Source organism: Streptomyces sp. P9-A4 (assembly GCF_036634195.1).
Taxonomy (GTDB): domain Bacteria; phylum Actinomycetota; class Actinomycetes; order Streptomycetales; family Streptomycetaceae; genus Streptomyces.
Genome location: NZ_JAZIFY010000001.1, coordinates 74,466 through 97,128, shown reverse-complemented (window position 1 = coordinate 97,128; position 22,663 = coordinate 74,466). Strand labels below are relative to the sequence as shown.

The 22,663-nt window shown below is 74.6% G+C and carries 27 protein-coding genes; 16 read left to right on the top strand and 11 right to left on the bottom strand.

What is annotated here, in order from left to right; all coding sequences use genetic code 11:
- Positions 1 to 36 precede the first annotated feature (36 nt).
- From V4Y03_RS00450 to V4Y03_RS00440, 3 genes are all read left to right on the top strand, one after another.
- Entirely contained in the window at positions 37 to 885 is an 849-nt protein-coding gene (locus V4Y03_RS00450; protein WP_332433479.1) for a FadR/GntR family transcriptional regulator, read from the top strand.
- Positions 839 to 1,831, top strand: coding sequence for a cache domain-containing protein (locus V4Y03_RS00445; protein ID WP_443079690.1), 993 nt, complete (start codon positions 839 to 841; stop codon positions 1,829 to 1,831). The genes V4Y03_RS00450 and V4Y03_RS00445 overlap by 47 nt, the downstream gene beginning before the upstream one ends.
- Before the next feature lie 439 nt (positions 1,832 to 2,270).
- Positions 2,271 to 2,774: a tetratricopeptide repeat protein gene (locus V4Y03_RS00440; RefSeq protein ID WP_332433478.1), complete on the top strand. Its 504-nt coding sequence runs from the start codon at positions 2,271 to 2,273 to the stop codon at positions 2,772 to 2,774.
- A 43-nt stretch (positions 2,775 to 2,817) separates the two neighbouring features.
- Here V4Y03_RS00440 and V4Y03_RS00435 read toward each other — a convergent pair whose 3' ends face one another.
- From V4Y03_RS00435 to V4Y03_RS00425, 3 genes are all read right to left on the bottom strand, one after another.
- Positions 2,818 to 3,138 (bottom strand): cupin, encoded by a 321-nt coding sequence (locus V4Y03_RS00435; RefSeq protein WP_317874894.1) that lies wholly within the window; start codon positions 3,136 to 3,138, stop codon positions 2,818 to 2,820.
- 101 nt (positions 3,139 to 3,239) lie between these two features.
- Entirely contained in the window at positions 3,240 to 4,535 is a 1,296-nt protein-coding gene (locus tag V4Y03_RS00430) for a M20 metallopeptidase family protein (RefSeq protein WP_332433477.1), read from the bottom strand.
- 85 nt (positions 4,536 to 4,620) lie between these two features.
- Complete coding sequence (locus tag V4Y03_RS00425) at positions 4,621 to 5,205, bottom strand: TMEM165/GDT1 family protein (protein WP_317874896.1); 585 nt, start codon at positions 5,203 to 5,205, stop codon at positions 4,621 to 4,623.
- 307 nt (positions 5,206 to 5,512) lie between these two features.
- Here V4Y03_RS00425 and V4Y03_RS00420 point away from each other — a divergent pair, with 307 nt between their 5' ends.
- The 5 genes from V4Y03_RS00420 (at position 5,513) to V4Y03_RS00400 (ending at position 10,958) form a co-directional block, all read left to right on the top strand.
- A complete protein-coding gene (locus V4Y03_RS00420) occupies positions 5,513 to 6,181 on the top strand; it encodes a TetR/AcrR family transcriptional regulator (RefSeq protein ID WP_332433476.1) in 669 nt (222 codons plus the stop codon).
- Positions 6,182 to 6,225: 44 nt separating this feature from the next.
- Entirely contained in the window at positions 6,226 to 7,689 is a 1,464-nt protein-coding gene (locus tag V4Y03_RS00415; RefSeq protein ID WP_332437075.1) for an MFS transporter, read from the top strand.
- A gap of 1 nt (position 7,690) precedes the next feature.
- A complete protein-coding gene (locus V4Y03_RS00410; protein WP_317878037.1) occupies positions 7,691 to 8,830 on the top strand; it encodes a PP2C family protein-serine/threonine phosphatase in 1,140 nt (379 codons plus the stop codon).
- 179 nt (positions 8,831 to 9,009) lie between these two features.
- Positions 9,010 to 10,218: an alpha/beta hydrolase family protein gene (locus V4Y03_RS00405; protein ID WP_332433475.1), complete on the top strand. Its 1,209-nt coding sequence runs from the start codon at positions 9,010 to 9,012 to the stop codon at positions 10,216 to 10,218.
- Positions 10,131 to 10,958: a CocE/NonD family hydrolase C-terminal non-catalytic domain-containing protein gene (locus V4Y03_RS00400; protein ID WP_332433474.1), complete on the top strand. Its 828-nt coding sequence runs from the start codon at positions 10,131 to 10,133 to the stop codon at positions 10,956 to 10,958. The genes V4Y03_RS00405 and V4Y03_RS00400 overlap by 88 nt, the downstream gene beginning before the upstream one ends.
- A 35-nt stretch (positions 10,959 to 10,993) precedes the next feature.
- Here V4Y03_RS00400 and V4Y03_RS00395 read toward each other — a convergent pair whose 3' ends face one another.
- The 4 genes from V4Y03_RS00395 to V4Y03_RS00380 form a co-directional block, all read right to left on the bottom strand.
- Entirely contained in the window at positions 10,994 to 11,578 is a 585-nt protein-coding gene (locus V4Y03_RS00395; protein WP_332433473.1) for a nucleosidase, read from the bottom strand.
- Between the two features lie 51 nt (positions 11,579 to 11,629).
- On the bottom strand, positions 11,630 to 11,839 hold the full coding sequence (locus V4Y03_RS00390) for a DNA-binding protein (protein WP_317878034.1): 210 nt from the start codon (positions 11,837 to 11,839) through the stop codon (positions 11,630 to 11,632).
- 140 nt (positions 11,840 to 11,979) lie between these two features.
- Positions 11,980 to 13,389 carry a VWA domain-containing protein gene (locus V4Y03_RS00385; RefSeq protein WP_332433472.1) on the bottom strand — a complete coding sequence of 470 codons (1,410 nt, stop codon included), beginning with the start codon at positions 13,387 to 13,389 and terminating at the stop codon, positions 11,980 to 11,982.
- Positions 13,386 to 14,255: an AAA family ATPase gene (locus tag V4Y03_RS00380; protein WP_332433471.1), complete on the bottom strand. Its 870-nt coding sequence runs from the start codon at positions 14,253 to 14,255 to the stop codon at positions 13,386 to 13,388. The genes V4Y03_RS00385 and V4Y03_RS00380 overlap by 4 nt, the downstream gene beginning before the upstream one ends.
- 228 nt (positions 14,256 to 14,483) lie before the next feature.
- Between V4Y03_RS00380 and V4Y03_RS00375 the strand changes: the two genes are divergently transcribed.
- The gene (locus V4Y03_RS00375) at positions 14,484 to 15,719 is read left to right on the top strand and encodes a PP2C family protein-serine/threonine phosphatase (protein ID WP_443079851.1); all 1,236 of its coding nucleotides are present in this window, start codon (positions 14,484 to 14,486) and stop codon (positions 15,717 to 15,719) included.
- A 136-nt stretch (positions 15,720 to 15,855) separates the two neighbouring features.
- Complete coding sequence (locus tag V4Y03_RS00370) at positions 15,856 to 16,221, top strand: luciferase domain-containing protein (protein WP_332433469.1); 366 nt, start codon at positions 15,856 to 15,858, stop codon at positions 16,219 to 16,221.
- An 88-nt stretch (positions 16,222 to 16,309) separates the two neighbouring features.
- On the opposite strand, the gene V4Y03_RS00365 is transcribed toward V4Y03_RS00370, so the two are convergent.
- Entirely contained in the window at positions 16,310 to 16,825 is a 516-nt protein-coding gene (locus V4Y03_RS00365; protein ID WP_332433468.1) for a PaaI family thioesterase, read from the bottom strand.
- A 112-nt stretch (positions 16,826 to 16,937) separates the two neighbouring features.
- On the opposite strand from V4Y03_RS00365, the gene V4Y03_RS00360 reads away from it, so the two are divergent.
- Together V4Y03_RS00360 and V4Y03_RS00355 are read left to right on the top strand one after the other, a co-directional pair.
- Positions 16,938 to 17,411, top strand: a complete 474-nt coding sequence (locus V4Y03_RS00360) for a winged helix-turn-helix transcriptional regulator (protein ID WP_317877444.1) — start codon at positions 16,938 to 16,940, stop codon at positions 17,409 to 17,411.
- Positions 17,412 to 17,483: 72 nt separating this feature from the next.
- A complete protein-coding gene (locus tag V4Y03_RS00355) occupies positions 17,484 to 18,353 on the top strand; it encodes a YhjD/YihY/BrkB family envelope integrity protein (protein ID WP_317877443.1) in 870 nt (289 codons plus the stop codon).
- Between the two features lie 38 nt (positions 18,354 to 18,391).
- On the opposite strand, the gene V4Y03_RS00350 is transcribed toward V4Y03_RS00355, so the two are convergent.
- Positions 18,392 to 18,775, bottom strand: a complete 384-nt coding sequence (locus V4Y03_RS00350) for a hypothetical protein (protein WP_332433467.1) — start codon at positions 18,773 to 18,775, stop codon at positions 18,392 to 18,394.
- A 256-nt stretch (positions 18,776 to 19,031) separates the two neighbouring features.
- Here V4Y03_RS00350 and V4Y03_RS00345 point away from each other — a divergent pair, with 256 nt between their 5' ends.
- From V4Y03_RS00345 to V4Y03_RS00330, 4 genes are all read left to right on the top strand, one after another.
- Positions 19,032 to 19,535 (top strand): NUDIX hydrolase, encoded by a 504-nt coding sequence (locus tag V4Y03_RS00345; protein ID WP_317877442.1) that lies wholly within the window; start codon positions 19,032 to 19,034, stop codon positions 19,533 to 19,535.
- Positions 19,536 to 19,652: 117 nt separating this feature from the next.
- Positions 19,653 to 20,261: a DUF6629 family protein gene (locus tag V4Y03_RS00340; protein ID WP_317877441.1), complete on the top strand. Its 609-nt coding sequence runs from the start codon at positions 19,653 to 19,655 to the stop codon at positions 20,259 to 20,261.
- A 30-nt stretch (positions 20,262 to 20,291) separates the two neighbouring features.
- Positions 20,292 to 20,504 carry a hypothetical protein gene (locus tag V4Y03_RS00335; protein WP_317877440.1) on the top strand — a complete coding sequence of 71 codons (213 nt, stop codon included), beginning with the start codon at positions 20,292 to 20,294 and terminating at the stop codon, positions 20,502 to 20,504.
- A 124-nt stretch (positions 20,505 to 20,628) separates the two neighbouring features.
- Entirely contained in the window at positions 20,629 to 21,126 is a 498-nt protein-coding gene (locus tag V4Y03_RS00330; RefSeq protein WP_317877439.1) for a peptidylprolyl isomerase, read from the top strand.
- A gap of 118 nt (positions 21,127 to 21,244) precedes the next feature.
- Here the strand turns inward: V4Y03_RS00330 and V4Y03_RS00325 are convergent, their stop codons facing one another.
- Both V4Y03_RS00325 and V4Y03_RS00320 read right to left on the bottom strand, forming a co-directional pair.
- On the bottom strand, positions 21,245 to 22,081 hold the full coding sequence (locus V4Y03_RS00325) for an SDR family oxidoreductase (RefSeq protein ID WP_332433466.1): 837 nt from the start codon (positions 22,079 to 22,081) through the stop codon (positions 21,245 to 21,247).
- Positions 22,082 to 22,189: 108 nt separating this feature from the next.
- Positions 22,190 to 22,456 carry a type B 50S ribosomal protein L31 gene (locus V4Y03_RS00320; protein ID WP_317877437.1) on the bottom strand — a complete coding sequence of 89 codons (267 nt, stop codon included), beginning with the start codon at positions 22,454 to 22,456 and terminating at the stop codon, positions 22,190 to 22,192.
- Between the last annotated feature and the right edge of the window lie 207 nt (positions 22,457 to 22,663).

Here is a 22,663-nt window from a genome sequence, read left to right as displayed (position 1 = left end):
GGCTGAGTCAACGCTCGACGCGCGAGGTGGTTAACCGTGAGACCAGACGGCAGACCGGACGACGGCGGCGCGGCCGGTACGGGCGCCGCCCGCAGGGCCGTCTTCACGCCCGTCGACACCCGGGCGCGGGTGGACACCGTCGTCCGCCGCATCGGCGACGCCATCGAACTCGGACTCCTCGCCGACGGGGAGCAGCTGCCCGGCGAGACCGAACTCGCCGGACAGCTCGGTGTCTCCACCGTCACCCTTCGCGAGGCCCTCATGGCCCTGCGGCAGCAAGGACTCGTCACCACCCGCCGGGGCCGCGGCGGCGGCAGCTTCGTCACGCTCCCCGACGACCCGCCGGAGGAGCGGCTGCGCGCCCGCCTCGCCGACTGGTCCACGGAGGAACTGCGCGACCTCGGCGACCACTGGGCGGCCGTCTCCGGCGCCGCCGCCCTGCTGGCCGCCCGTCGCACCCAGCCCGGCGACCTGCGCCCCCTCGCCCGTACGGCGGAGGAACTCGCCACCGCCGAAGACCCGGCGACCCGCAGCCGGCTCTACGGCCGTTTCCATGTCGAACTCGCCGCCGCCGCGCAGTCCGCACGTCTGACCCGCGAGGAGATCGAGCTCCAGACCGACCTGGGCGCACTGCTCTGCCTGGTCCTGGACGACCCCGGCCATCTGGCGAGTGTGTCGGATCGTCACCGCGCCGTGATCTCCGCCGTGCAGGATGAGGCCGACGAGCGAGCCAGAGCGCTCGCCGAGACGTGCGTACGGGAGTCGGTGGGGCGGCTGATCACGCTGCGCCTCGGCGCCCCCGGACGCGCACCCGAGCCTCGTTCCGAGGAGGACACGCATGGGCAGGAGCACCGGGCTCGCGGGCCGCGCGGGGGCCGCCGCTGACACCCCGCGCACGGCCGTGACGACACGGGATACGGCCGCCCCCGAACAGCCGGCCGGCCGCGCCCGGGACACACGCGACGAGACGGGGGTTCCCGCCCGGACCCCTGCGCGGACGCCCGCCCAGGACCTCCGGGCCGTCCGGTCGGCGGCGGACCCCGCTCAGGGCCACCGCGCACACGGCCAGGCGGACTCCACGCCCGACCCGTACCGTGCCGTCCTCGACCGCGTCGACGCCTCGCTCGAAGAAGTCTTCCTCGTCGTCGCCGCCACCGGGGACGACACCGGCGCCCTCCTCGCCGGCGCCTCCCGTGCCGGCCGGGCACCGCTCGCCGGTGACCTCGCGGCCCTGCGCCCCGGACTGCGCGACCGGCTCGACCGTCACCCGCTCGTCTCCGGCGTGGGCTTCGTCGCCGCGCCCGGCCTCCTCGGCGACGTACCGGGCTGGCTGGAGTGGTGGCAGCGCGGCCCCGGCGGCGCCGTACGGCCGCTCCTGCTCGACCTTGACCCCGAGCACTCGGCGTACTCCGACTACACGCACTGGGACTGGTACACCCTGCCCCGCGAGACCGGCCGCCGGGCCGTCGCCGGGCCCTATGTCGACTACCTCTGCTCGGACGAGTACAGCCTCACGCTCTCCGCGCCGGTCGCCCTCGACGGTACGTTCGTCGGGGTCGCCGCCGCCGACGTCTATCTGCGCCACTTCGAGGCGGCCGTGCTGCCCGCGCTGCAGGCGCTCCCCGGGCCGGCCCGGCTGGTCAACGCGCGCGGCCGGGTCGCCGCCTCCACCGACCCGGCCCACCTGGTCGGATCCCTGACCAGGGGCCCCGACTTCGGCGCCGTCCTCGCGGGACCGCGGACGGGGCACCGCGCGGACGGGCTGCGCCTGCTGCCCTGCGTGGGGACCCCGCTGGTCCTCGTCACCACCGAGAACCGGGCCCGGGTCTGAGGAGTCCCGCGGCGGCCGGGGCCCGCCCGGCCGCACCCGGCCTACCGGTACTCGACCGTCAGCGTCACCGGCGCGTCCCGGTTCAGGAAGCCGCCGGACGAGACGCCCTCGCTGTACACGGTGTCGTACGCCTGGAGCGCCCCGGGCACGGGCGGGGGAGCGGCGGCCCCGGCGGGGGACCGCCCGCGGGAGCGGGCTCGCGGCGGCGCACAGCAGCAGCGCCGCGAACCTGCGCGGCCCGCGGCGACGGGTGGGACGGGGTGAACGCATGGGGTCTCCCGGACGGCTCCTACCTGACGGAGGGACGGCCGGGAGGCTACGGGCGGTCGCGGGCCCTCCTCCATGGGCGGGGGTGCCACAATCGGGCCCGCCCGCCATGGCGGCCCGTCACCTGGCAGGTGCCCCCGGAGCACCTGCACCGAGCTGCGATGATGCCGCCATGGATCATCACGAGACGAAGGACGGCCGGCTGGCAGAGGCCGTCGCCCTGCGCGGGGCGGGCCGCAAGGAGGAGGCCCGAGAGCGGCTCGTCGCGCTCGCCGCCGAGCATCCCGACGACGCCGGGATCGCCTACCAGACGGCCTGGGCCCACGACGTCCTCGGCCTGGAGGCGGAGGCCGTGCCGTACTACGAGAACGCCCTCGCGGGGACCGGACTCACCCCCGACGACCGGCGCGGGGCGCTCCTCGGCCTCGGCAGCACCTACCGCGTCCTCGGACGGTACGAGGACGCCGTCGCGCTCCTGACCGGCGCCGTCGAGGAGTTCCCCGAGGACGGCTCGCTGAAGGCCTTCCTCGCCATGGCGCACTACAACACGGGCGGTCATCACGAGTCGGTCCGGCTGCTGCTCCGGCTGCTCGCGGCCACCAGCGGGGACCCGTCGGTACGGGAGTACCGCGCGGCCATCGAGCACTACGCGGAGGATCTCGACGCGACCGGGTGAACCCGCAGGTGCCGGAGTTCCTCGGTCTCCGGCTCGCGGGTGCTCAGTCGTTGACGGCCGTCAGGATCACCACCGCGTCGTCCAGGGCGGTGAGCCCGTGCCGCTCCTTGGGGATCATCCGCAGGGTGCCCGCCGGGAGCTCCTCCGCCCAGCCGGCGGCCGTCAGCCTCACCCGGCCCCGGAGCACCTGGAGGCTCGCGGCCGGCGGTGCGTTGTGCTCGTCCAGGGACGTCCCCGACGTCAGGGCGATGACGGTCTGGCGGAGCACCCCGTCGTGCATCATCAGATGGGCGCTGCGCCCGTGCGGCGCGGAGTGGGCCGCGGCCAGGTGCTCGTCGGCGAGGGCGGCGAGGTCCAGGATCATGTCTCTCCCTGCGGGGTGCGCGGCCGGATACCCCCAGCCTCCCGCGTGGCGTCGGGGACGCAACTCGGGACCGCCGGCCGTGCGGACCGGCCCGCGGGGGATCAGCCGCCGGCCCGGGGGACCAGGGCTCCCGTCAGATGGTCGTACGCCACGTGCGCGTGGAGCCGGACCCCGGTGACGAGGGTGTCGTCGTCCGCGTAGAAGTGCGGGTTGTGGTTGGTGACCAGACCGCGCCCGCCGGGTGCGGGCACCGGCCGCCCCCCGGCGTCCAGGACCGCGTCCTGCACGCCGAGCATCACGTACAGACCGCCGAACCGGTTCACGAACTCGGAGACGTCGTCGTACCCGAGCGTCGCCCCGGTCTCCACCACGCGCTCCTCACCGACCACCCGCCGGAAGGTCGGAAGCCCCGCCTCCACCCACGGGGCGCTGTTGTGCACGGGCGGCACCGGCTGGAGGTACTCCACCGTGGCCGTCGCGCCGTACGCCGCCGCCGAGTGCTCCGCGAGCGTCGTCAGCCGCTGCTGCACCCGTTCCATGTCGGACTCCACGGCGCAGCGGACCGTGCCCCACAGCGTCACCGTCTGCCCGATGATGTTGAAGCGGCCGACGTCCTCGACGTGCCCGATCGACACCGTGACCGGGTCGAAGGCCGAGACCTGCCGGTACAGCTGCCCGATGCCCGTCAGGACGGCCCCCGCCGCAGGCATCGGGTCGACGCCCTCCCAGGGGGTCGACCCGTGGGTCTGCTTGCCGGTGACGACGATCCGGACGAGCGTGGAAGCGCCGTACTGATTGCCGATCCGGTACCCCACGTACCCCTTCGGATGCGGTGTCACATGCAGCCCGAAGGCCATCGTCGGCACCGGGTCGGCGAACGCGCCCGCCGCGAGCATCGCGCGGGCCCCGCCCTCCTCGGTCACCGGAGGGCCCTCCTCGGCGGGCTGGAAGACGAACAGCACGGTGCCGGGCAGCCGCTCGCGCACCCCCGCGAGAACGGTCGCCGCGCCCAGCAGCGCCGCCGTGTGGCAGTCGTGCCCGCAGGCGTGCGAGACCGGGAAGGGGCCGCCCGGATAGTCCGCGTCGACCGTCGCGGAGGCGAACTCCGCCCCGCACAGGTCCTTGACCGGCAGGGCGTCCATGTCCGCCCGCAGCGCCACGACCCGCTCACCGGGCGCGCCCCCGCGCAGGACGCCGACGACCCCGTGCCCGGCGATGCCCGTACGGACCTCGTCGAGGCCGAGGGCGCGCAGCTCGTCCGCGACGAGGCGGGCGGTGTTCACCTCACGGTTGGACAGCTCCGGATGCCGGTGCAGATGGTGGCGCCAGGCCACCACCCGGTCCGCGACCGAGGCCGCCCGCTCGTCCAGTTCGCCGTGGATCGTCTCGCCGCCCATGCGGGCATCGTCGCACCGGAGCGCGAACGGCGCACGCCCCTGCCGGGAAGGCCGGGGCGTGCGCCGTTCGCGCGGGCGCGGGATGTCAGCCGGTGAAGACCTCGGTCAGGGACCAGATCGCCAGACCGGCCATGCAGACGCCGCCGATGCGCTGCACGGTCTTGAGCGGTACGCGCTTCGCGATGAACCGGCCCGCTACCAGGGCCAGCGCGGAGACGCTCATCAGGGCGGCGAGGGAGCCGATCGCCGTCGACCAGGTGCCGTTGGTGGCGGCGAGGTTGGCGGTGGTGATCTGGGTGAGGTCACCCCACTCGCTGATGAAGACGGCCATGAAGGCGGTCGAGAAGACGGGCAGGAAGCCGGTGACGGTCTTGCCGCCCTCGTCGGCCTCGTCGTCGTCGCCCCCGCCGCGCAGCAGCATGAACGCGCCGAAGCCGAACAACAGGGCCGAGACCAGCTTCACCGACCAGCCGGGGAGCAGCCCGAGCAGGCTGCCGGCGCCCACGGCGATGGCGACGTGCGCGAGGAAGGCGGTCGAGGTGCCGAACCAGACGTACAGCGGACGCATGCGCGTGCCCATGGCGAGGGACGCGAACATCGTCTTGTCGGGAAGCTCGGCGAGGAAGATCAGCCCGAAGGCGGTGAGGATCGCCAAGGGGTCGAGGTGCATACCGGGGCTCTCTGCTCGGTCCGGGCCCGTGGACCCGGCACGACACCTCGATGGGCGACGGAAGGACCACTCGGCCCGGCATGACGGACCACGCCCACGGAAGCGCGGACGCGGTTGTTGCCTGGCCGAAGGTCTCGCCCGTCCGCTCCGTACGTGCCGGACGCGGACCCGGTCACCGGGAACCCGGGGGTTCCAGTATGTCGACGACCGGTTTGCGGGGCTACTCCCCTTCGCTGCCCCCGAGTGTAACCGACCGGGGCGCGAGCGTAGGTAGACAGTGTCTACTCGGTCTTGGTAGACACTGCTCATGCGTGAAGAGACGGAAGATCATCAGCCCCGTGGGGGCGACGGTGGCGACGACGGCCCGGGTGACGGCGGTGCGCTCGGCGGCGCCGGCGGCCCGGCCGACGACGGCCTGCGCGGGCGGCTCGTCCGCGTCGGCGTCGAGCTCGTCGACGCCGAAGGCGCCCAGGCCCTCACACTGCGCGAGATCGCTCGCCGCGCCGGCGTCTCCCACGGCGCGCCCCGCCGCCACTTCCCGACCCATCTCGACCTCCTGTCGGCCATCGCCCGCCGGGGCTTCGCCGAACTGGGCGCACGCGCCGCCGCCGAGGACCGGGAGACCGCCGCCCCGCGCGAACGGATCGCGCTCCTCGCCCGCGCGTACCTCGACTTCGCCGCGAACAGGACCGGCATGTACGAGCTGATGTTCCGGCACGACCTCCTGGAGAGCGGACGCCTCGGGCTGCGCGAGACGAGCCTGCCGCTCTTCGCCCACCTCACCGGACTCGTCGCCCGTGTCCGCCCCGGCGCCGACCCCGTCGTGATCACCGGCACCCTCTGGGCCAACCTGCACGGCATCGCCCAGCTCCGGCACTGGGGCAGCCTCCGGCTCGCGACCGGCGACGACGACCCCGCCCCCTTCCTCGCGGCGGCCCTCGACGCCCACCTCGGCCCGGCGGAGCCGACGCGGTGACGCGGCACCGTGGAGCCGACGCCGTCGCGGCGCCCCCGGGAGCCGTGACCGGGCGCCGCACCCCCGTCCTCGCGTGCAGTGTCGTCGGCGCGGCCGTCGTCGCCCTCGACGGCACCGTGCTCACCGTCGCCCAGCCCGCCCTCCAGGACGATCTGCACGCCGACGTCGGACAGGTCCAGTGGACCAGCACCGGCTACCTCGTGGCCGTCGCGAGCCTCCTCGTCCTCGCCGGCCGGCTCGGCGACCGCTACGGCCCCCGCCGGGTCTTCGCCGTCGGCGCCCTCGGCTTCGCCGCCGCCTCCACCGGCATCGCCCTCGCCCCGGGCATCGGCACGGTCATCGCGCTGCGCGTGTTCCAGGGGGTGTTCGGGGCGCTCCTCCAGCCCGCGACCCTCGGCATGCTGCGGACCGCCTACCCGCCCGAGCGGCTCGGCACCCCGATCGCCGTGCGCACCGCCGCCATCGGCCTCGCCGCCGCGGCCGGCCCGCTGATCGGCGGCGCCCTGGTCTCCGCGTACGGCTGGCGCTCGGTCTTCCTGCTCGGCGTGCCGCCGACCCTGGCCATCGGGCTGCTCGCCCTCGTCACCCGGGAGCGGACCGCCGGGCCCGGCCGGTCCCGCGAGGCGGGCCCCGCGGCCCTCGACCCCCTCGGCGCGCTGCTCCTCGCCGTCACGCTCGGTCTGCTGGTCCACGGGCTCGTGGAGACGGCGCGGCCCGGCGGCGCGGGAACCGGAGCGCTCGCCTGCGCCGGAGCCGTGGCCGCCGGGCTCGCCCTCGCCCGGCACGAACGCCGCGCCGCACACCCCCTGCTGCCCCCGGCGCTGCTCCGGAGCGTGCCCGTCCTGGCAGGTCTCGCCGCCCTCCTCGCCGCCTCGGCGGCCCTCTTCGGCTCGCTGTTCGTCGCGACGTACTTCCTCCAGGACGTCCAGCGGCTCGACCCCCTCGACTGCGCGCTCCGGGTCCTGCCGCTCGCCGTCCTCATGGTGCTCGGCGCGCCGCTCTGCCCACCGCTCCAGCGGCGCTTCGGCCCCCGGCGCACGGCCGCCGCCGGCGCGGGACTGCTCACGCTCGGGGTGCTCGGTCTCGCCCGGCTCGACAGCACCGCCGGTCCGCTCTCCGTCGGCGTCGCGGCCGCCCTGCTCGGCGCCGGGTTCGTCACGCTGATGGTCGTCGCGACCTCGGTCGTCGTGCACCGCGCCCCCGAGGCCCACGCCGGAGTCGCCGGCGGCCTCCAGCAGACCGCGATGAACATCGGCCCCGCGCTCGGCGTCGCCACCGCGACCCTGCTCGTCGCCCTCGTCCCGCACGGCGGATTCGTACCGGCCAGGGGCGCGGCCCTGCCGGTCCTCGCCGTGCTCGCCGCCCTCGCCCTCCCCGCGGCCCTCGCGCTCCCCGGCACGGCCGCGGACCCCGCGGGACCGGCGCCGTCGGGCGGGGCGGACCGGGAGGGGACACGCCCGGGTCCCGCCGCACCGGGGTCCCGGCGTCGACCGTGCGTACGATCATGAAATGCCCGCAGGTCACCGGGGCCGTCCCGGCACAGCGGCGCGCACCCAGCTCAACCTCGGTCGCGCGCTGCCCTTCCTGGTCCTGGTCCTGGCGTTCCTCGCGGACGTGGTCACCCCCGACCAGGAGCGCTTCGACCGACTCCTCGTCGCCGCCCCCGCGCTCGCCGCCGTCACCTGGAGCGTGCGCGGGACCATCGGCATCGGCCTGCTCGCCATGGCCACCCGGCTGTTGCTCGGCGTCATCCGGGGCGAACAGCTCGTCCCCGAACTCGTCGCCAGCGAGGCCGTGATCGTCGCCGTCACCGCCGCGGCGGCCTGGGTCAGCCGCGTCCGCATCCGCTACGAACAGGACCTGCGGGAGCTCACCGCCGTCGCCGAGGTGGTGCAGCGGGTCGTCCTGCGCCCCCTCCCCGCGCACCTCGGCCGCTACGACCTGCACCTGCTGTACGTGGCGGCCGCCGCGAAGGCGCGGATCGGCGGCGACTTCTACGAGGCCGTACGGGTCCCCGGCGCGGTCCGGATCATGCTCGGCGACGTCCAGGGCAAGGGCCTGGGCGCCGTGGAGACCGCCTCCGCCCTCCTCGGCTCCTTCCGCGCCGCCGTCTACGACGCCCCCGACCTGGCGGTCCTCGCTGACCGGCTCGACGAGGGCCTCGCCCGGTACGGGGCCTGGGACCCGGACTCCGACGCCGCCGAACGCTTCGCCACCGTCGTCCTCATGGAGCTCCCCGACGACGGGGACATCGCCCGGCTGCTCAGCTGCGGCCACCCGGCGCCCCTCGTCCAGCGCGGCGCGCGGGTCGAGCCCGTGCGCTTCGCCGATCCCTCACTGCCCGTGAACCTCGCCGGCCTCGCCGACTCCCGGCACCGCATCGAGGAGGTGCCGTTCGGCCCCGGGGACCGGATGCTGCTCTACACCGACGGCGTCAGCGAGACCCGCGACCGGACCGGCACCTTCTACCCGCTCGAACCGCGGCTGCGCGGGTGGGCCCGGGAACCGGCCCGGGACCTGCCGGACATCCTGCACAAGGACCTCACCCGCTACGGCTCCGGCGGCCTCGACGACGACATCGCCGCGCTGGTCGTGGTGTACCCGCCCGAGTACGCCGCGGTCGGCTCCGCCTCGACCCGATCCGGGTGACCTTGGCCTTTCGGTGGCGTCCCCAAACATCGAGTTCGGGGCGTCTTGTGTCGTTCCCGACCGGTTGCGTGACACATGCGCCGTTCGTGCGCTCTGGCCGCTCCGCCCCACATTAGGTGAGGCTTGCCATCGCTCGCATCGCGGACAGTGACCAGTCCAGTCGAGAGGAACGGGTGCACGTGCCCCAGGAGAACCCCTTCACCACCGGCTCGTCCGAACACTTCCCCGGCTTCCCGGACGTCACGGCGGGGCTGACCGCCGCCGAGACCTCGCGGATCACCGGACGCGGCCTCTGGGCCGCCGACGGAACGGTGGACCCCGGCGCCGTCCGGCTCGGCCAGACCCTCGCCAACGTGCTCCTCGGCGGCACGGCCGACGGCGGCGAAGGAAGCGGCGCAGCCGACGGCGGCGAGGGAACCGGCGGCGCGGGGGAGCTGCTCCCCGCCGAACTCGCCGCCTGTGTCAGGGAGGTGCGCGGCCTCGCCGTGCCCGCGTACCACCGCATCGAGGGCGCCACGCAGGACGTCAGGCTCTCCGCCTTCAGCCTCCGGCAGCTCGGCCCCGGCCCGCACCCGCTCGTCGTCGTCCCGGCCGGCTGGACCCCGTTCGGCTGGCCGCTGTTCCTCTGGTCGTACCTCGTCCTCGCTCACAAGGGCTACCACGTCCTCGCCTACACGCCCCGAGGACTCGGCGTCCCCGGCCTGCCCTCGACCTCCAGCGGCTTCGTCGACGTCGCCGGACCCCACGACTGGGCCGACGGCTCCGCCGTCATCGACTTCGCCGTCGACCACTTCGCCCCGAGCGCCGTCGGTTTCATGGGGGAGTCCTACGGCTCCGGCATCAGCCAGCTCGTCGCCGCCCACGACGACCGGGTCGCCGCCGTCGTCGCGCTCAGCACCTGGGGCAACCTCGCGACCAGCCTGTACGACCACGACACCCGTCACCTCGCCGCGGTGAAGGCCCTCCTCGCCCTCACCGGCGGGCCGGTGGAGTCCAAGTTCGATGAGGAGAACCAGCGGATCCTCGCCGACTTCCAGGCCGACCGGAACCTGGAGGACGTCGTCGACTGGGGCCGGCTGCGCGCCCCCGAGTCGTACCTCGAACTGACCAACGACAAGGGCACGCCGACCTTCTTCTCCAACACCTGGCACGAGAGCCTCTTCGCGGTCAACCAGGTCCTGGAGACCTTCAACGGCCTGGAGGTGCCCAAGCGGCTCAACATGTGGATCGGCGACCACGCCGCCCCGGAGGGCCCCGCGCTCATCGGCCCGCCCGCCGCCCCCGGCGAGTCAACCTCGCCATGGCGGAGGCGTACGCCTGGCTCGACCACCACCTCAAGGGCGAGCCCAACGGAGTGGCGGACTGGCCGAAGGTCTGCAACCAGGTGATGTTCACGTACACGACGGAACCCGCCCTGGCCCCCGGCACCGGCGAGCCGACCGGCGAGAACCGGATCGTCACGCCCGCCCGCCGCGAGCTCCGCTCCGACTGGAGCGAGGTCACCCGCGCCACCGAGGTCTTCGGACTCACCGGCGACGGTGCGGGCGGCGCCGACGGCCTCCTCCTCCCCGTCGGCGGGGGAGCGCCCGAGACCGAGGGGACCGGCTGGCGGCGCGCGTTCCTCGCGGGCGTGGACACCGAGGCCACCGCCATGGACGCCATCATGAAGACCGGCCGGGCGGAGTGGGCCGGCAACCCCAAGATCTACGACACCCGCAAGATCGACCGCAGGCACGCGCTCGCGTGGACCACCGAACAGCTGCTGCCGTCCGGTGGGGAGGAGACGGCCGGCCGCCGCGTCCGGGGCATCCCGCGACTGCGCCTCACGGTCCGCTCCACCGCGACCTCCGCCAGCCTCTACGCCCACCTCCTGGACGTCGCCGAGGACGACACGGCCCGGATCATCAGCCACGAACCGCTCAACGTCTACGGCCTGACCCCCGACCAGGACACCACCGTCACCTGGCGGCTCCAGGCCGCCGCGTACGACATCCCCTCCGGCCACCGGCTGATGCTGGTCGTCGACAGCAAGGACCCGCTGTACGGCGACGCCTCCGTCACCTGGACGCAGACCGTCGTGGGCTCCCCGGCGGGCGAGCCGTCCTTCCTGGAACTGCCGCTGGGCTGACCTCGGGGAGCGGGCCCCCATCCGGGGCCGTCCGCTCAGGAGTGGTACGGGGTGTTCGCCTCCGCCCAGTCGGCGAGGGCCCGCGCGCACTCGGCGACCGATTCGCGCCAGCTGCGCGCGGCCCCGTCCCCGGCCTCGTCGCTGACGTGCTTCACGATGCGCAGCGGCACCCCGGCGAGCCCGGCGGCGGCGGCGAGCGCGTACCCCTCCATGTCGACCAGCGGGGCCCGCTCCGCGAGCCGGGCGCGGGCGGCCTCGTCCGAGATGAACGCGTCGCCGGTGGCCAGCACCACGTCGCCGCCGTCCGGAAGCGTCAGCGGCGCCCCGTACGTCTCCCCTGTCAGCGTGGCGAGCAGCTCGCCGTCGAGGTCGTGCTGCACGACGGTGCCGACGACATGGGTCCCGGTCCAGCCCGGCCGCAGCGCCCCGGCCGTCCCCAGGTTCACGATCCCGGACGGCCGGGGGCCGCGCGCGAGGACGGTCGCGAGCGCGGTCGCCGCGTTCACCTTGCCCATGCCGGTCAGCAGTACCGGCAGGTCCGTGTCCAGGTAATGCGCCTCCTCCTTCACGGCGAGGACGAGCAGCGGACGGCCGACGGCGATCTCTCCCAAGAGTTCCATGGAGGTCACGCTAGTTCGCGGGCCCGCCCGCCGTACAACCGGGACCTGGGCTCATCCCAGCGAGAGGCCCCGCTCGGCGAGCGTCTCGCCGAGCACGCGCAGCGCCTTCGGGCCCACCCCGTGCAGGGCGCCGAGCTCGGCCGCGGGCACCCCCGCGAGCTGGTCGAGCCGGGTGTAGCCGGCGGCGGCGAGCGCGCGGGTGGCGGGCGCGCCGATGGCACGGGGGAACTCGGTCTCGGGGCGGTCGGACTCGTTGGCCATGGGGCGATCGTGCCACGGTCCGGGGCTCCCGGCCCGCTTTCTCGCGGAGGCGGGGCTCAGGGCCCGCTTTCTCGCGGAGGCGGGGCTTCCGCCGCGCGTACGTGCCCGCCGCCGCGGCCCGAGCGGCCGGGGTCGCCGCCTCACACCGGCAGCAGCCGGCCGATCAGCGCCCCCAGCTGGCGGGCGTCGCGGCACGGGCGCATCTCGACCAGACCGGCGTACGCCGGGGCCACCGAGTCGCCCGTGCCCCACAGCGACGGCTGCTCGGGGTTGAGCCAGTGGACCCTGCGGGCCCGGTCAGCGATCCGCTTCAACGCCGCCAGGTTCGGGTCGGAGCCGTTGGTGCGGGCGTCCCCCAGGACGAAGACGACCGTGCGCGGACCGATCGCCTCCGCGTACCGGTCGGCGAACTCCCCGAGGGCGGTCCCGTAGTCGCTCTGCCCGTGCCACCCGGTCAGCTCGGCCTCCGCGAGGATGCGGTCGCCGAGCCCCGCCGGGTCCTCCGCGTCCCGTGCGATCAGCCCGGTCACCTCGTCCACCCGGTTGACGAAGGCGAACACCCGCACCCGGCTGAACTGGTCGTGCAGGGCCTGCACCAGCAGCATCGTGAACTGCGCGAAGCCCGCCACCGACCCCGACACGTCGCACAACAGCACCAGCTCGGGCCGCCGGGGGCGCCGCCGCCGGAGCACCGGACGCACCGGCACGCCCCCGGTCGACAGCGAGGCCCGCAGCGTCCGCCGCAGATCGATCTCCCCGCGCGCCGCCCTGCGCCGCCGGGCCGCGAGCCGGGTGGCCAGCTTCCGCGCCAGCGGCCGTACCGTACGCCGCAACTCGTCCAGCTGGGCCCGCCCGGCGAGCAGGAAGTCCACACCGTCCGCCGTGCCCGCCACCGCGCGGCGGGCGACCCGGTCGCGGCCCTGCCGCTCGGCGACGCGCCGCCGGGCCTCGGTCCGCACCCGCTCGCGGAACGCCTCGATGCGGCGCCGGATCTCGTCGTCGAGCAGCCGCTCGGTGAACTCGGCTTCCTCCGCGCCGCGCACCGCTCCGACCCGCTCCCGCACCCGGGCGAGCAGCGTCTCGGGGCGCAGCCGCGCGAGCGTCTGGTACGAGGACCAGCCGTCCGAACCGGGCGCCGAGCCGAAGCCGCCGAAGCCGCTCACCGCCTCGGCCGCCAGCCGGTCGAGCGCGGCGCCGTCGGCGGCGCCGAGGGCCTCGGTGAGCCGCTCGCGCAGCGCCGCGAGGTCCGCCGGGGTGTTCTCGTACGACTCCGCCGTCCCGGTGTGCCCGAGCGGGAAGTACAGGTCGAAGACCTGGTCGAACACCGCCCGCTGGCGTTCCCCGTGGAGCAGCGTCGCCGCCAGGGCCTCCCGCACCCGTTCCCGGTCCGTGAAACCGACCGCTTCGAGCGCCCGGCCCGCGTCCACGGTCTCGCCGGTCCCGATCCCGAACCCGTGCGCGCGGAGCGCCGCCACCAGCCCGGTCAGCCGATGGGCCGCGGAGGCGGTGGACGGGCCGGCCGGGGCCGTGGACGGATCCGCCGGGCTCACACCGCGTCCAGGTCGAGCTTGGCCGCCGCCTTCACGATGTCCTCCTGGTGCTTCAACAGGACGCCCAGGGTCTCCCGTACGACCCGCTCGTCCAGGCGGTCCGCGCCGAGCGCGAGCAGGGTACGGGCCCAGTCGATGGTCTCCGAGACCGACGGCACCTTCCGCAGGTCCATCGCCCGCAGCGCCCCCACGACCCGTACCACGGACGCGGCGAGCGCGGCGTCGAGCCCGGGGACCTTGAGGCCGACGATCCGGCGCTCCAGCTCCTCCTCGGGGAAACCGATGTGCAGGAACAGACAGCGCCGGCGCAGGGCCTCGGACAGCTCGCGGCTCGCGTTCGAGGTCAGCACGGTGAACGGGCGCCGCGTGGCGGTGATCGTGCCCAGCTCGGGAACGGTGATCTGGAAGTCGCTCAGGACCTCGAGGAGCAGGCCCTCCACCTCGACGTCGGCCTTGTCGGTCTCGTCGATGAGCAGCACCGTCGGCTCGTCCGAGCGGATCGCGGTGAGCAGCGGCCGGGGGAGCAGGAACTCCTCGCCGAAGATGTCCGTCCGCGCCTCGTCCCAGGACTCGCCCCGGCCGGCCGTTATCCGCAGCAGCTGCTTGGCGTGGTTCCACTCGTACAGCGCGCGGGACTCGTCGACGCCCTCGTAGCACTGCAACCGGACCAGGCGGGCGCCCATGACCTCGGTGACCGCCTTGGCCAGCTCCGTCTTGCCGACGCCGGCCGGACCCTCGACGAGCAGCGGCTTGCCGAGCCGGTCGGCGAGGAACACGGTGGTGGCGACCGCCGGCGACGCCAGATAGCCGGTCGTCGCGAGCTTGTCGGCGACATCGTCGACGGAGCTGAAGAATCCGGTCGTCATGGGCTGTCCCCCCGGGGAGCGAAATCGCGTACTGACCAGTAGCCTCTGTCGTACTCGATCAGATCACGCACCGCCGCACAACCGCTCCGCGCAAGGTCCGTGACGCGCGCGGGGCGCCACCCGCTGGTGCAATGGGGGGACCGGGTGCGCCACACGCGCGGCGGTGGAGGTGTCGTGGCGGAACGGGACACGGAACGGGTCCAGGCGCTCGTGACCAGGGTGCGGGCCATGGAGCAGGCGACCGGCGAGATAGGCACGACGCTCGACGAGACGACCACGTGCCGGGAACTCGTGCGCTTCGCCACCGAGCACCTGCGTGCCTCGGTGACGGTCGACCTGGCGGCAGAACAGCCGCAGTCACAGCCGGACGGCGCGCGGACGAGGGCCCGGACGGCCACGCGGAACCCACGCCGGCCCGGCTCCGGCCCGTCCGGCTCCGGCGCCCCCGGCCCCATCCCGCCCGGCTCCGCCCAGTACGGCCCGCTCCGACCCGGCCCCGCCCCGCACGGTCTCCACCCGCCCGGCTACGGCCCGCCCGGCTCCGGCCTCCCCTCCGCGCCCGCCTCGATCGGCGCCGGTGCCCACCGCCTCGCCGTTCCCCTCGCCGTGCACGACGAGGCGCCCCTCGGGACCGTCACCGTCGCACGTACCGCCGGCGGGCCCTTCCCCGCCGACGAAGTGGCGCTGCTCCGGCACGCCGCCCGGCTCGCCGCCCGGCACCTCGGGCACGCGCGGCGGCTCGCGGCCACCGAGGACACCGCGCTGCACCTCCAGCGCGCCCTGGTCGCCGAGCCCGGCCGGCCGCACCCGAACCTGGAGATCGCGGGCGGCTACCTGCCCGCCGGGCACCGCACCCTCGTGGGCGGGGACTGGTTCGAGACGGTACGGCTCCACTTCGGCCGCAGCCTGCTCGTCGTCGGCGACGTGATGGGGCACGGCCTGGACGCCGCCGTCGACATGAACGCCTACCGCGCGGCCCTGCGCGAGGTCGCCGCCACCGACCTGCCGCCGCACCGGGTGCTGCGCCACCTCGACTCGGTGGTCGCCGAGGACGACGCCCGCCGTCCCGCCACCTGCCTGCTCGTCCGGGTCGACCCGGCCCGCGGCGCGGCGACCTTCGCGAACGCCGGGCACCTGCCGCCCGCCGTGTTCGGCGCGGACGGCTCGGCCGAGCTCGTCGATCTCCCGGTGGGCCCGCCCCTCGGCACCGGCGTCGGCGGGTACGAGCCGACGACGCGCCCGCTCGCCCCCGGCGCGACCCTGCTGATCTTCACCGACGGCCTCGTCGAACGCCGGGGCGAGGACATCGACGTGTCGCTCGCCCGGCTCGCCGCGCTCCGGCTCCCCGCCGGTTCCGGTCCGCGCGAGGTCGTCGAGGAGGTCCTGCGGAGGCTGGACGCGCACACGGCGGAGGACGACGTGGCCGTGCTCGCGGCCCGCATCCGCGCGCGTGCACCCCAGTGACACGGGGTCACTTCCGCCCCACGGACGGACGTGACGCACGGTCACACCACCCCCGGGTACGACGGGATTCCCGCCTGGGCGGGATTCTTCCCGCAGGACGCTTGTGCGCGGCCCCGGGGACCGTCACGCTCCTCGTATGAACACGGCCAGGCATGCCAGTGAACGTCTGATGAGCTGGCCCTCGCTGACCCCCGCCCGCGCCCATTGCGGCGCCGCGCTCGGACTGGGTACCGCGACGCAGGAGATCGTGCATTTCCACGGCGAGCACGAGGCCGACGTCCACCTCACCCGCGCCATGGTCGCCAAACTGCGCCACGCGCTCCTCGGATCGAGCGCGGTACGGCTCCGCGCCGGTTCCGGATGGGTGACGGTCCGTCTGGACATGGGATCGGACATCGACCTGCTCGCCACCCTGGTGAGCGCCGCCCTCCAGGCCAACGGCGTCCCCGACGTCGCCCCGGACGGCTGCACCCGCATCCGGCCGGTCCCCGGACACCGCTGAGCGGAGCCCCCGCGGGCATCCGGCTTCACGCGCGCGTACCCGGGCGAGGCGCGGCCACGCGCGCGTGCGACGCTTCCCTCGTGCGTGGCTACGCGCGCGTGCCCTCGGCACCCTCCGCCGGGACGGGGAAGAGCATGCACGTGCTCGTCGCGTGCCCGAGCAGGCGGTCCTCCGCGTCGTAGAGCCCCGCCTCGGCCAGCGCGGTCCTGCGGCCCCGCGAGATCACCGTGCCGATGGCACGGACCTTGCCGGTGGCGGTGGTGAGCGGCCGAAGGAAGCGGGTCGACAGGTCGAGCGAGGTGTACGCCGTCCCCTGCGGGAGCGTGGAGTGCACCGCGCAGCCGGTCGCCGAGTCGAGCAGGGTCGCGTAGACCCCGCCGTGCACGCTGCCGATGAGGTTGTAGTGCTCCTCGCCCGGCTCCAGGACGAACACGGCCCGCCCGTCCTCGACCTCCTCCAGGCTGAAGCCGAGGAGCGAGGCGATCGGGGGTCCGGGCAGGCGTCCCGCCACGATCTCCCGCAGGAAGTCGAGGCCCGCCATCGTCGCCGCGGCGCGCGCGGTGGCGCCGGCGTCCTCCCACTCGACCGTACGCGTCCGCGCCATGACCGTTCTCCGCCCGCCGTGGCCCGCTGGCTCCCAGCTGGCTCTGTACCGCGAAGCTAGCTGCGGTGCCAGCTGACTGTCAACGACAGAGTCAGGTGGCTAGAGTGTGACGATGAAGTGGCTGGAGACCGACACGGAGAACTGCCCGGTCCGGCGCACCCTGGACCTCGTGGGCGAGAAGTGGACCCTGCTGATCCTGCGGGACGCCTTCAACGGAGTGCGCCGCTACGACGAGTTCCGCCGGCACCTCGGGCTCTCCGAGGCCGTCCTCGCCGACCGGCTCCGCAAGCTCGTCACCGCGGAGGTCCTGCGCGCCGAGCCCTACCGCGAACCCGGCGCCCGCACCCGGTACGAGTACCGGCTCACCCCCAAGGGCATCGACCTCTGGCCCGTACTGCTCGCCCTCAAACAGTGGGGCGACACCCACGCCGGGGAGCCCGAGGGGCCCGTCCTCGACATCCGGCACACCGACTGCGACGCCGCCGTCCGCGTCGTCGTCCAGTGCGAGGGCGAGGAACGGGCCACCCTCACCGTCCGCGACGTCACCGTCCGCCCCGGCCCCGGCGCCCGCCCGCTCGACGCCTGACGCACGCCCGCCCTGCACCCGTTCGGCCGCACCGGGAGATGTCCCGCCGCCCGGCCGGGTACCGAACGAGGCATGCCCTCCACACCAGGTCCGCCGCACGACGGTGCCCCCACCGACAACGGCCACTGGTTCCAGCGCCTGTACACCCGCGTCAGCGCCTCGCCCCTCGGGCTCGCCTGGAACCGCGGCCGAGCCATGGAACTCATGCACCGCGCCATGGGCTTCGCCGCGCTCAGCCTGCTCACCCTCGTCCCGCTCCTCATCGTGGTCGCCGCGGCCGACCTCGCCAGGGGCCAGGGCTTCGCCCGCTGGCTCGTCCAGGGCCTCGGCGTCTCGGAGGTCTCGCAGGAGCAGATCGAGCGGCTCTTCGGCCAGCCGGGAGCGGCCCTGCAACGCACCACCGCCTTCGGTCTCGCCGCCCTCGCCGCCTTCGGCGTCACCTTCGGATCCGCCGTACAGACCGGGTACGAGCGGGCCTGGGACCTCCCCACCGCCCGCTGGCACACCATGTGGCGGCACGTCGTCTGGCTCGCCGTCCTCGTCGCCTGCCTCCTCCTCTTCGTCGCCACCCCGGCACCCGCCGAGTCCCCGGCCGCGATCACCGCCCTGGTCGCCCTCGCCGACCTGGCCGGCACCTTCGTCTTCTTCTGGTGGTCGCAGCGCTTCCTGCTCTGCGGCCGCATCCGCTGGCGCGCCCTCGCCCCAGGAGCCGTCCTCACCGCACTCGGACTGCTGGGGTTGCGGATCTTCTCCCAGCTCGTCTTCTCGCCGCTCATCGCCTCCAACGCGGTGACGTACGGCCAGTTCGGCACCGTGCTCGTCCTCCAGTCCTGGCTCGTCGGCGTCGGCTTCGTCGTGTACGGAGGCGCCCTGGCCGGGCGCCTCGTCCACGAGGTCCTCATCGAGCGGCGGCTCGGCGGGAGCGGCCCGGCCGCCGAGTAGCGGACCTCACTGGTCCCGGCGCCGCACCACCAGCACCGTCACCACCGCCGCGCCGACCGCCCACAGCGCGTACACCAGCCACGCGCCCCCCCCACCGTCCACGGGTACGGCTGCTCGAACGTCCCCGGTGCCGCGAGCCGCTGCCAGGCCTTCAGCGGTGTCGTGTGCGCGAGCACCGCGGTCAGGTGACGCCGCTCGCCGAGCACCATCGGCACGAACAACAGCAGCAGCACCGACCCCACGACCGAGACCGCGCTGCGCCGCAGCTGCGCGCCGAGCGCCATCCCCGTCACCGCGCCCACCGGCGCGAGCAGCGCGGACGCCACCATGAGCCGCAGCGCCCCCGGATGCGTGATCGACAGCCCCGCGTCCCGCACCGAGAGGACGGCCTGCGACAGCCAGAACGAAGCGGCCGCGACCACATCGGCGTCGCCACCGCGAAGACCTGTGTGACCCGTCTCCTCGCCGAACCGGAGGCTCGCGACCGGGTGCGGCTGGTGATCATCGCGTACGAGGCGGGGCCGGTCTCCATCGCCTGACCTCCCGGCAGGCGCGGGCTGCCACCAGGGGCGGTGGTGATCACACGATCCGGTGATACACCCGCGAGCGGCCGGGCGCCGGGCCCGCGACCGCTTGGATGGGTGGTGATCCCATCGGCCCGTCGAAAGAGAGCCGCCCATGGCGAACATCTGGCTGCCGCCCGTCGAGTACGTCGCGACCCTGCCGAGAGCGACGGCTTACGCCTGCCTCTACTTCACCGACACCGGAGGCCGCCCCTTCCAGCTGCGCGCCACCTACCGCACCGAGCCGTGGCAGTGGCCCGGCGGCAACATGGACCCGGGGGAGACTCCCTGGGAGACGGCCGTACGCGAGTGCCACGAGGAGACCGGGATCACCTTCACCGGCGAACCCCGCCTCCTCGGCACCCACTTCGTCGTCGACCGCGGTGAGGAGTGGCCGGCCAACCACATCGGCTTCGTCTTCGACGGCGGTGAGCTGACGGACGAGCAGATCGCCGGCGTCGTGCTTGACCCGGAGGAGCACAGCGAGTACAGCCTGCGCACCCTCGACGAGTGGGAGCGGGAGATGGAGCCGCGGGAGTTCGCCCGGCTCGCGGGCATCGACCGGGCCCGCAGGACGGGCACACCGGTGTACCTGGAGAGCGGTCCCGAGGGGGACTGAGCACCGGAGGCGCGGGCCCGGGGACCGTCCTTCCGTACGGACGCTCCCCGGGCCCGGAGACTTCGGGACATCCGCCACGACCATACGGTTCCATTCGATATGGGATAGAAGGGCGCTATGTGCTGGAGTGCGACGGTCGACCTCTGGGCGGGCCTCGGCATCGGCGCCGTCGGCGTGGCCTCCCTCGCCTCCGTACGGCGCCCCGGGGACGCGCCGCTCGCCGCCCTGCCCCTGCTCCTCGGCGCCCACCAGGTCGTCGAGGCCGCCGTCCGGCACGCCGGCGGCGGACCGGGACCCGCCACCCTCGCCTGGGCCGTGATCGCCCTCCCGCTGCTGCCCCTGTGGGTACCGCTCGGCGTCCTGACCGCCGCCCGCCCCGCCGACCGGCCGCGCCTCCTCGTCCCGCTCGCCGCCGGAACCGCGACCGCCGGCCTCCTCGCGTACGCCCTCGCCACCCGCACCGTCGAGGCCGAGATCCGAGGCCGCACCGTCGGCTACGCCGTGGGCGTGCCGTACGCGCCCCTCGTCCTCGCCGCCTACCTCCTCGCCACCGTCGGCGCCCTCCTCCTCGCCCGCGACCGGCTCCTGAGGCTCCTCGGGCTGGTCACCGGGGTGGGGGCGGCCGTCTGCGCCCTCCTCTGGCGCACGGCCTTCCTCTCCACCTGGTGCGCCCTCGCGGCGGTCGCCTCGCTGCTGATCCTCGTCTGGATCCGGAGACGGCCGTAACTCCTCGGCCGTTCAGCAGTTGACCCGGTCATGAAGAAGCGCAGCATGCTCGCCATCGCCTCCCTCGCCGCAGGCGTCGTCACCGCCCTCATCACCCCGCCGCCGCACGCGAACGCCGTCGAGAGCCCGCTGGGCGGCGCCACCGGCCTCCTCCAGGAGGACGGCGTCGGGCCCGTGCTCCACCAGACCGTCGAGGGCGCCGAGAGCGCCCTCCAGGACCCGGGGACCGGCGGAGTGCTCTGACGTCGGCGACCGTGCCGCCACCGGTGCCCCGCGCCCCCGACGGGCCGCGGGGCACCGGCGCGCCGTGACACGGGAGGAGGCGGCCCGTGCGCGCGCCGTGGGCGAGTAATGACAGGATGTCCCCATGAGCGAGAACGTTTACTTCGACATCACCATCAACGACGAGCCCGCGGGCCGCATCACCTTCAAGCTGTTCGACGACGTCGTCCCCGAGACGGCCCGGAACTTCCGTGAGCTCGCCACCGGCGAGCACGGCTTCGGTTACGCCGGCTCCCCGTTCCACCGCGTCATCCCGCAGTTCATGCTGCAGGGCGGCGACTTCACCCGGGGCAACGGCACCGGTGGCAAGAGCATCTACGGCGAGAAGTTCGCGGACGAGAACTTCAAGCTGAAGCACGACCGCCCGTTCCTGCTCTCGATGGCCAACGCCGGCCCGAACAGCAACGGCTCGCAGTTCTTCATCACCACGATCGTCACCGACTGGCTCGACGGCAAGCACGTCGTCTTCGGCGAGGTCGTCGAGGGCCAGGACCTGGTCAAGAAGATCGAGGGCCTCGGCTCCCGCTCCGGCGCCACCAGCGCCACCATCAAGGTCTCCGACTCCGGCATCGCCAAGGCCTGATCGCCTTCCGGAGCCGAGTGGGGGCGCCGCGCGTCCTCCCTCGAACCCACCCGGCCGGGGCGGGGACGCCGTCCGTGCGACACGCGTCCCCGCCTCCGCCGGCTCCGGGGCAGGTTCCTCAGGCGAAGGCGGGCGCGTTCCGCTCCGCCCACGCCGAGAACGGACTCGGACCCCGCCCGAGCACCCGCTCCACGTCCGGGCTCACCCGCTGCTCCTCCGGACGGGGCTCGCCCATCACCGACAGCATCCCGTCGACGGCGTCCTCCGGCAGGAACCGCGTCAGCCGGGACCTGGCCTCGGCCGCGCTCAGCGGCGCGAACTCCACCGCTTCGCCGAGCGCCCCCGCGAGCGCCCGCACCTGCTCGCGCGCCGTCACCGCCACCGGGCCGGTCAGCACATAGGTGCGCCCCGCGTGCCCCGGACCGCGCAGCGCCTCCGCCGCGACCCCCGCGATGTCCGCCGGATCCACCAGCGGCAGTGCCACATCGGCGAACGGCGCCGCCACCGCACGGTCGGCACGCACCTGAGGGGCCCAGAAGAACGCGTTGGACGCGAAACCCCCGGGACGCAGCACCGTCCAGTCGAGCCCCGACTCCCGTACCGCCTCCTCGAACGTACGGAGAATCGCGTGCGATACGGAGTCCGTCCGCGTGCCCACCAGCTGCGAGGACTGGAGCACGATCCGCCGCACCCCGGCGGCCACCGCCGCGGCCACGATCTCGCGCGGCCTCAGCTCGTCCCCCAGCCCGGCGACCAGCAGGTACACCGCCTCCGCCCCCTCGAAGAGGCCGCCGAGACCGTCCACCTCGGCCAGATCACCCCGCCGGTGCGCCACCCCCGCGGGCAGGCCCTCGGCCGGCCGACGGCTCACCGCCGTGACCTCCTCGCCGGCCGCGGCCAGCAGCTCCACCAGCGGTCGTCCGACGTTTCCGGTCGCTCCGGTCACCACGATCACAGTTCTTCCCTCCAGGGAGTCCCCGGCGGAGCGCGAACGCCCCGCCGTCTTCGTGACCTCATCCTGGAAGGCGAACTGGCCATCTTCCGGCCAGTTTCCCCGGGCTCCTCAGCTCGCCCCGGATGCGCCCTCGCCCTCGCCGTACCGCCGCTCGAACTTCGCGATCCGGCCCTCAGAGTCCACCGTCCGGGCCTTGCCCGTGTAGAACGGGTGGCTCTCGGAGGAGATCTCGACATCGATCACCGGGTACGTCCTGCCGTCGTCCCAGTCGATGGTCCGCTCGCTGGTCGCGGTGGACCGGGTCAGAAAGGCGTACCCGGCCGTGCGGTCACGGAAGACCACCGGGCCGTACTCGGGCTGCTTGTCCTGCTGCACGTGTCCTCCTCGGGCTGACGCCCTGGCTCGACCGGCCGGATCGGCGCGGCACCCCCAGCCTCCCCGCGCCCGCGGCGGCCGACCAGCGCCACAGGTCCGACCGGGTGACCCCCGACCGGACCGGGCCGCGCCGGACACGGCCCGGCGGGTGCCCCGCCGATCCGGCCGGGCGGGGCCTTCCGGGTACGGCCCCGGCGGGGTGCCACG

Bases quoted from the DNA above. Each gene is read 5' to 3' on its own strand.
- V4Y03_RS00445 (WP_443079690.1), top strand. From the start codon at position 839: ATGGGCAGGAGCACCGGGCTCGCGGGCCGCGCGGGGGCCGCCGCTGAC.
- V4Y03_RS00440 (WP_332433478.1), top strand. From the start codon at position 2,271: ATGGATCATCACGAGACGAAGGACGGCCGGCTGGCAGAGGCCGTCGCC.
- V4Y03_RS00435 (WP_317874894.1), bottom strand. From the start codon at position 3,138: ATGATCCTGGACCTCGCCGCCCTCGCCGACGAGCACCTGGCCGCGGCC.
- V4Y03_RS00430 (WP_332433477.1), bottom strand. From the start codon at position 4,535: ATGGGCGGCGAGACGATCCACGGCGAACTGGACGAGCGGGCGGCCTCG.
- V4Y03_RS00425 (WP_317874896.1), bottom strand. From the start codon at position 5,205: ATGCACCTCGACCCCTTGGCGATCCTCACCGCCTTCGGGCTGATCTTC.
- V4Y03_RS00420 (WP_332433476.1), top strand. From the start codon at position 5,513: ATGCGTGAAGAGACGGAAGATCATCAGCCCCGTGGGGGCGACGGTGGC.
- V4Y03_RS00410 (WP_317878037.1), top strand. From the start codon at position 7,691: ATGCCCGCAGGTCACCGGGGCCGTCCCGGCACAGCGGCGCGCACCCAG.
- V4Y03_RS00400 (WP_332433474.1), top strand. From the start codon at position 10,131: ATGGCGGAGGCGTACGCCTGGCTCGACCACCACCTCAAGGGCGAGCCC.
- V4Y03_RS00395 (WP_332433473.1), bottom strand. From the start codon at position 11,578: ATGGAACTCTTGGGAGAGATCGCCGTCGGCCGTCCGCTGCTCGTCCTC.
- V4Y03_RS00390 (WP_317878034.1), bottom strand. From the start codon at position 11,839: ATGGCCAACGAGTCCGACCGCCCCGAGACCGAGTTCCCCCGTGCCATC.
- V4Y03_RS00380 (WP_332433471.1), bottom strand. From the start codon at position 14,255: ATGACGACCGGATTCTTCAGCTCCGTCGACGATGTCGCCGACAAGCTC.
- V4Y03_RS00375 (WP_443079851.1), top strand. From the start codon at position 14,484: ATGGAGCAGGCGACCGGCGAGATAGGCACGACGCTCGACGAGACGACC.
- V4Y03_RS00370 (WP_332433469.1), top strand. From the start codon at position 15,856: ATGAACACGGCCAGGCATGCCAGTGAACGTCTGATGAGCTGGCCCTCG.
- V4Y03_RS00365 (WP_332433468.1), bottom strand. From the start codon at position 16,825: ATGGCGCGGACGCGTACGGTCGAGTGGGAGGACGCCGGCGCCACCGCG.
- V4Y03_RS00360 (WP_317877444.1), top strand. From the start codon at position 16,938: ATGAAGTGGCTGGAGACCGACACGGAGAACTGCCCGGTCCGGCGCACC.
- V4Y03_RS00355 (WP_317877443.1), top strand. From the start codon at position 17,484: ATGCCCTCCACACCAGGTCCGCCGCACGACGGTGCCCCCACCGACAAC.
- V4Y03_RS00345 (WP_317877442.1), top strand. From the start codon at position 19,032: ATGGCGAACATCTGGCTGCCGCCCGTCGAGTACGTCGCGACCCTGCCG.
- V4Y03_RS00340 (WP_317877441.1), top strand. From the start codon at position 19,653: ATGTGCTGGAGTGCGACGGTCGACCTCTGGGCGGGCCTCGGCATCGGC.
- V4Y03_RS00335 (WP_317877440.1), top strand. From the start codon at position 20,292: ATGAAGAAGCGCAGCATGCTCGCCATCGCCTCCCTCGCCGCAGGCGTC.
- V4Y03_RS00330 (WP_317877439.1), top strand. From the start codon at position 20,629: ATGAGCGAGAACGTTTACTTCGACATCACCATCAACGACGAGCCCGCG.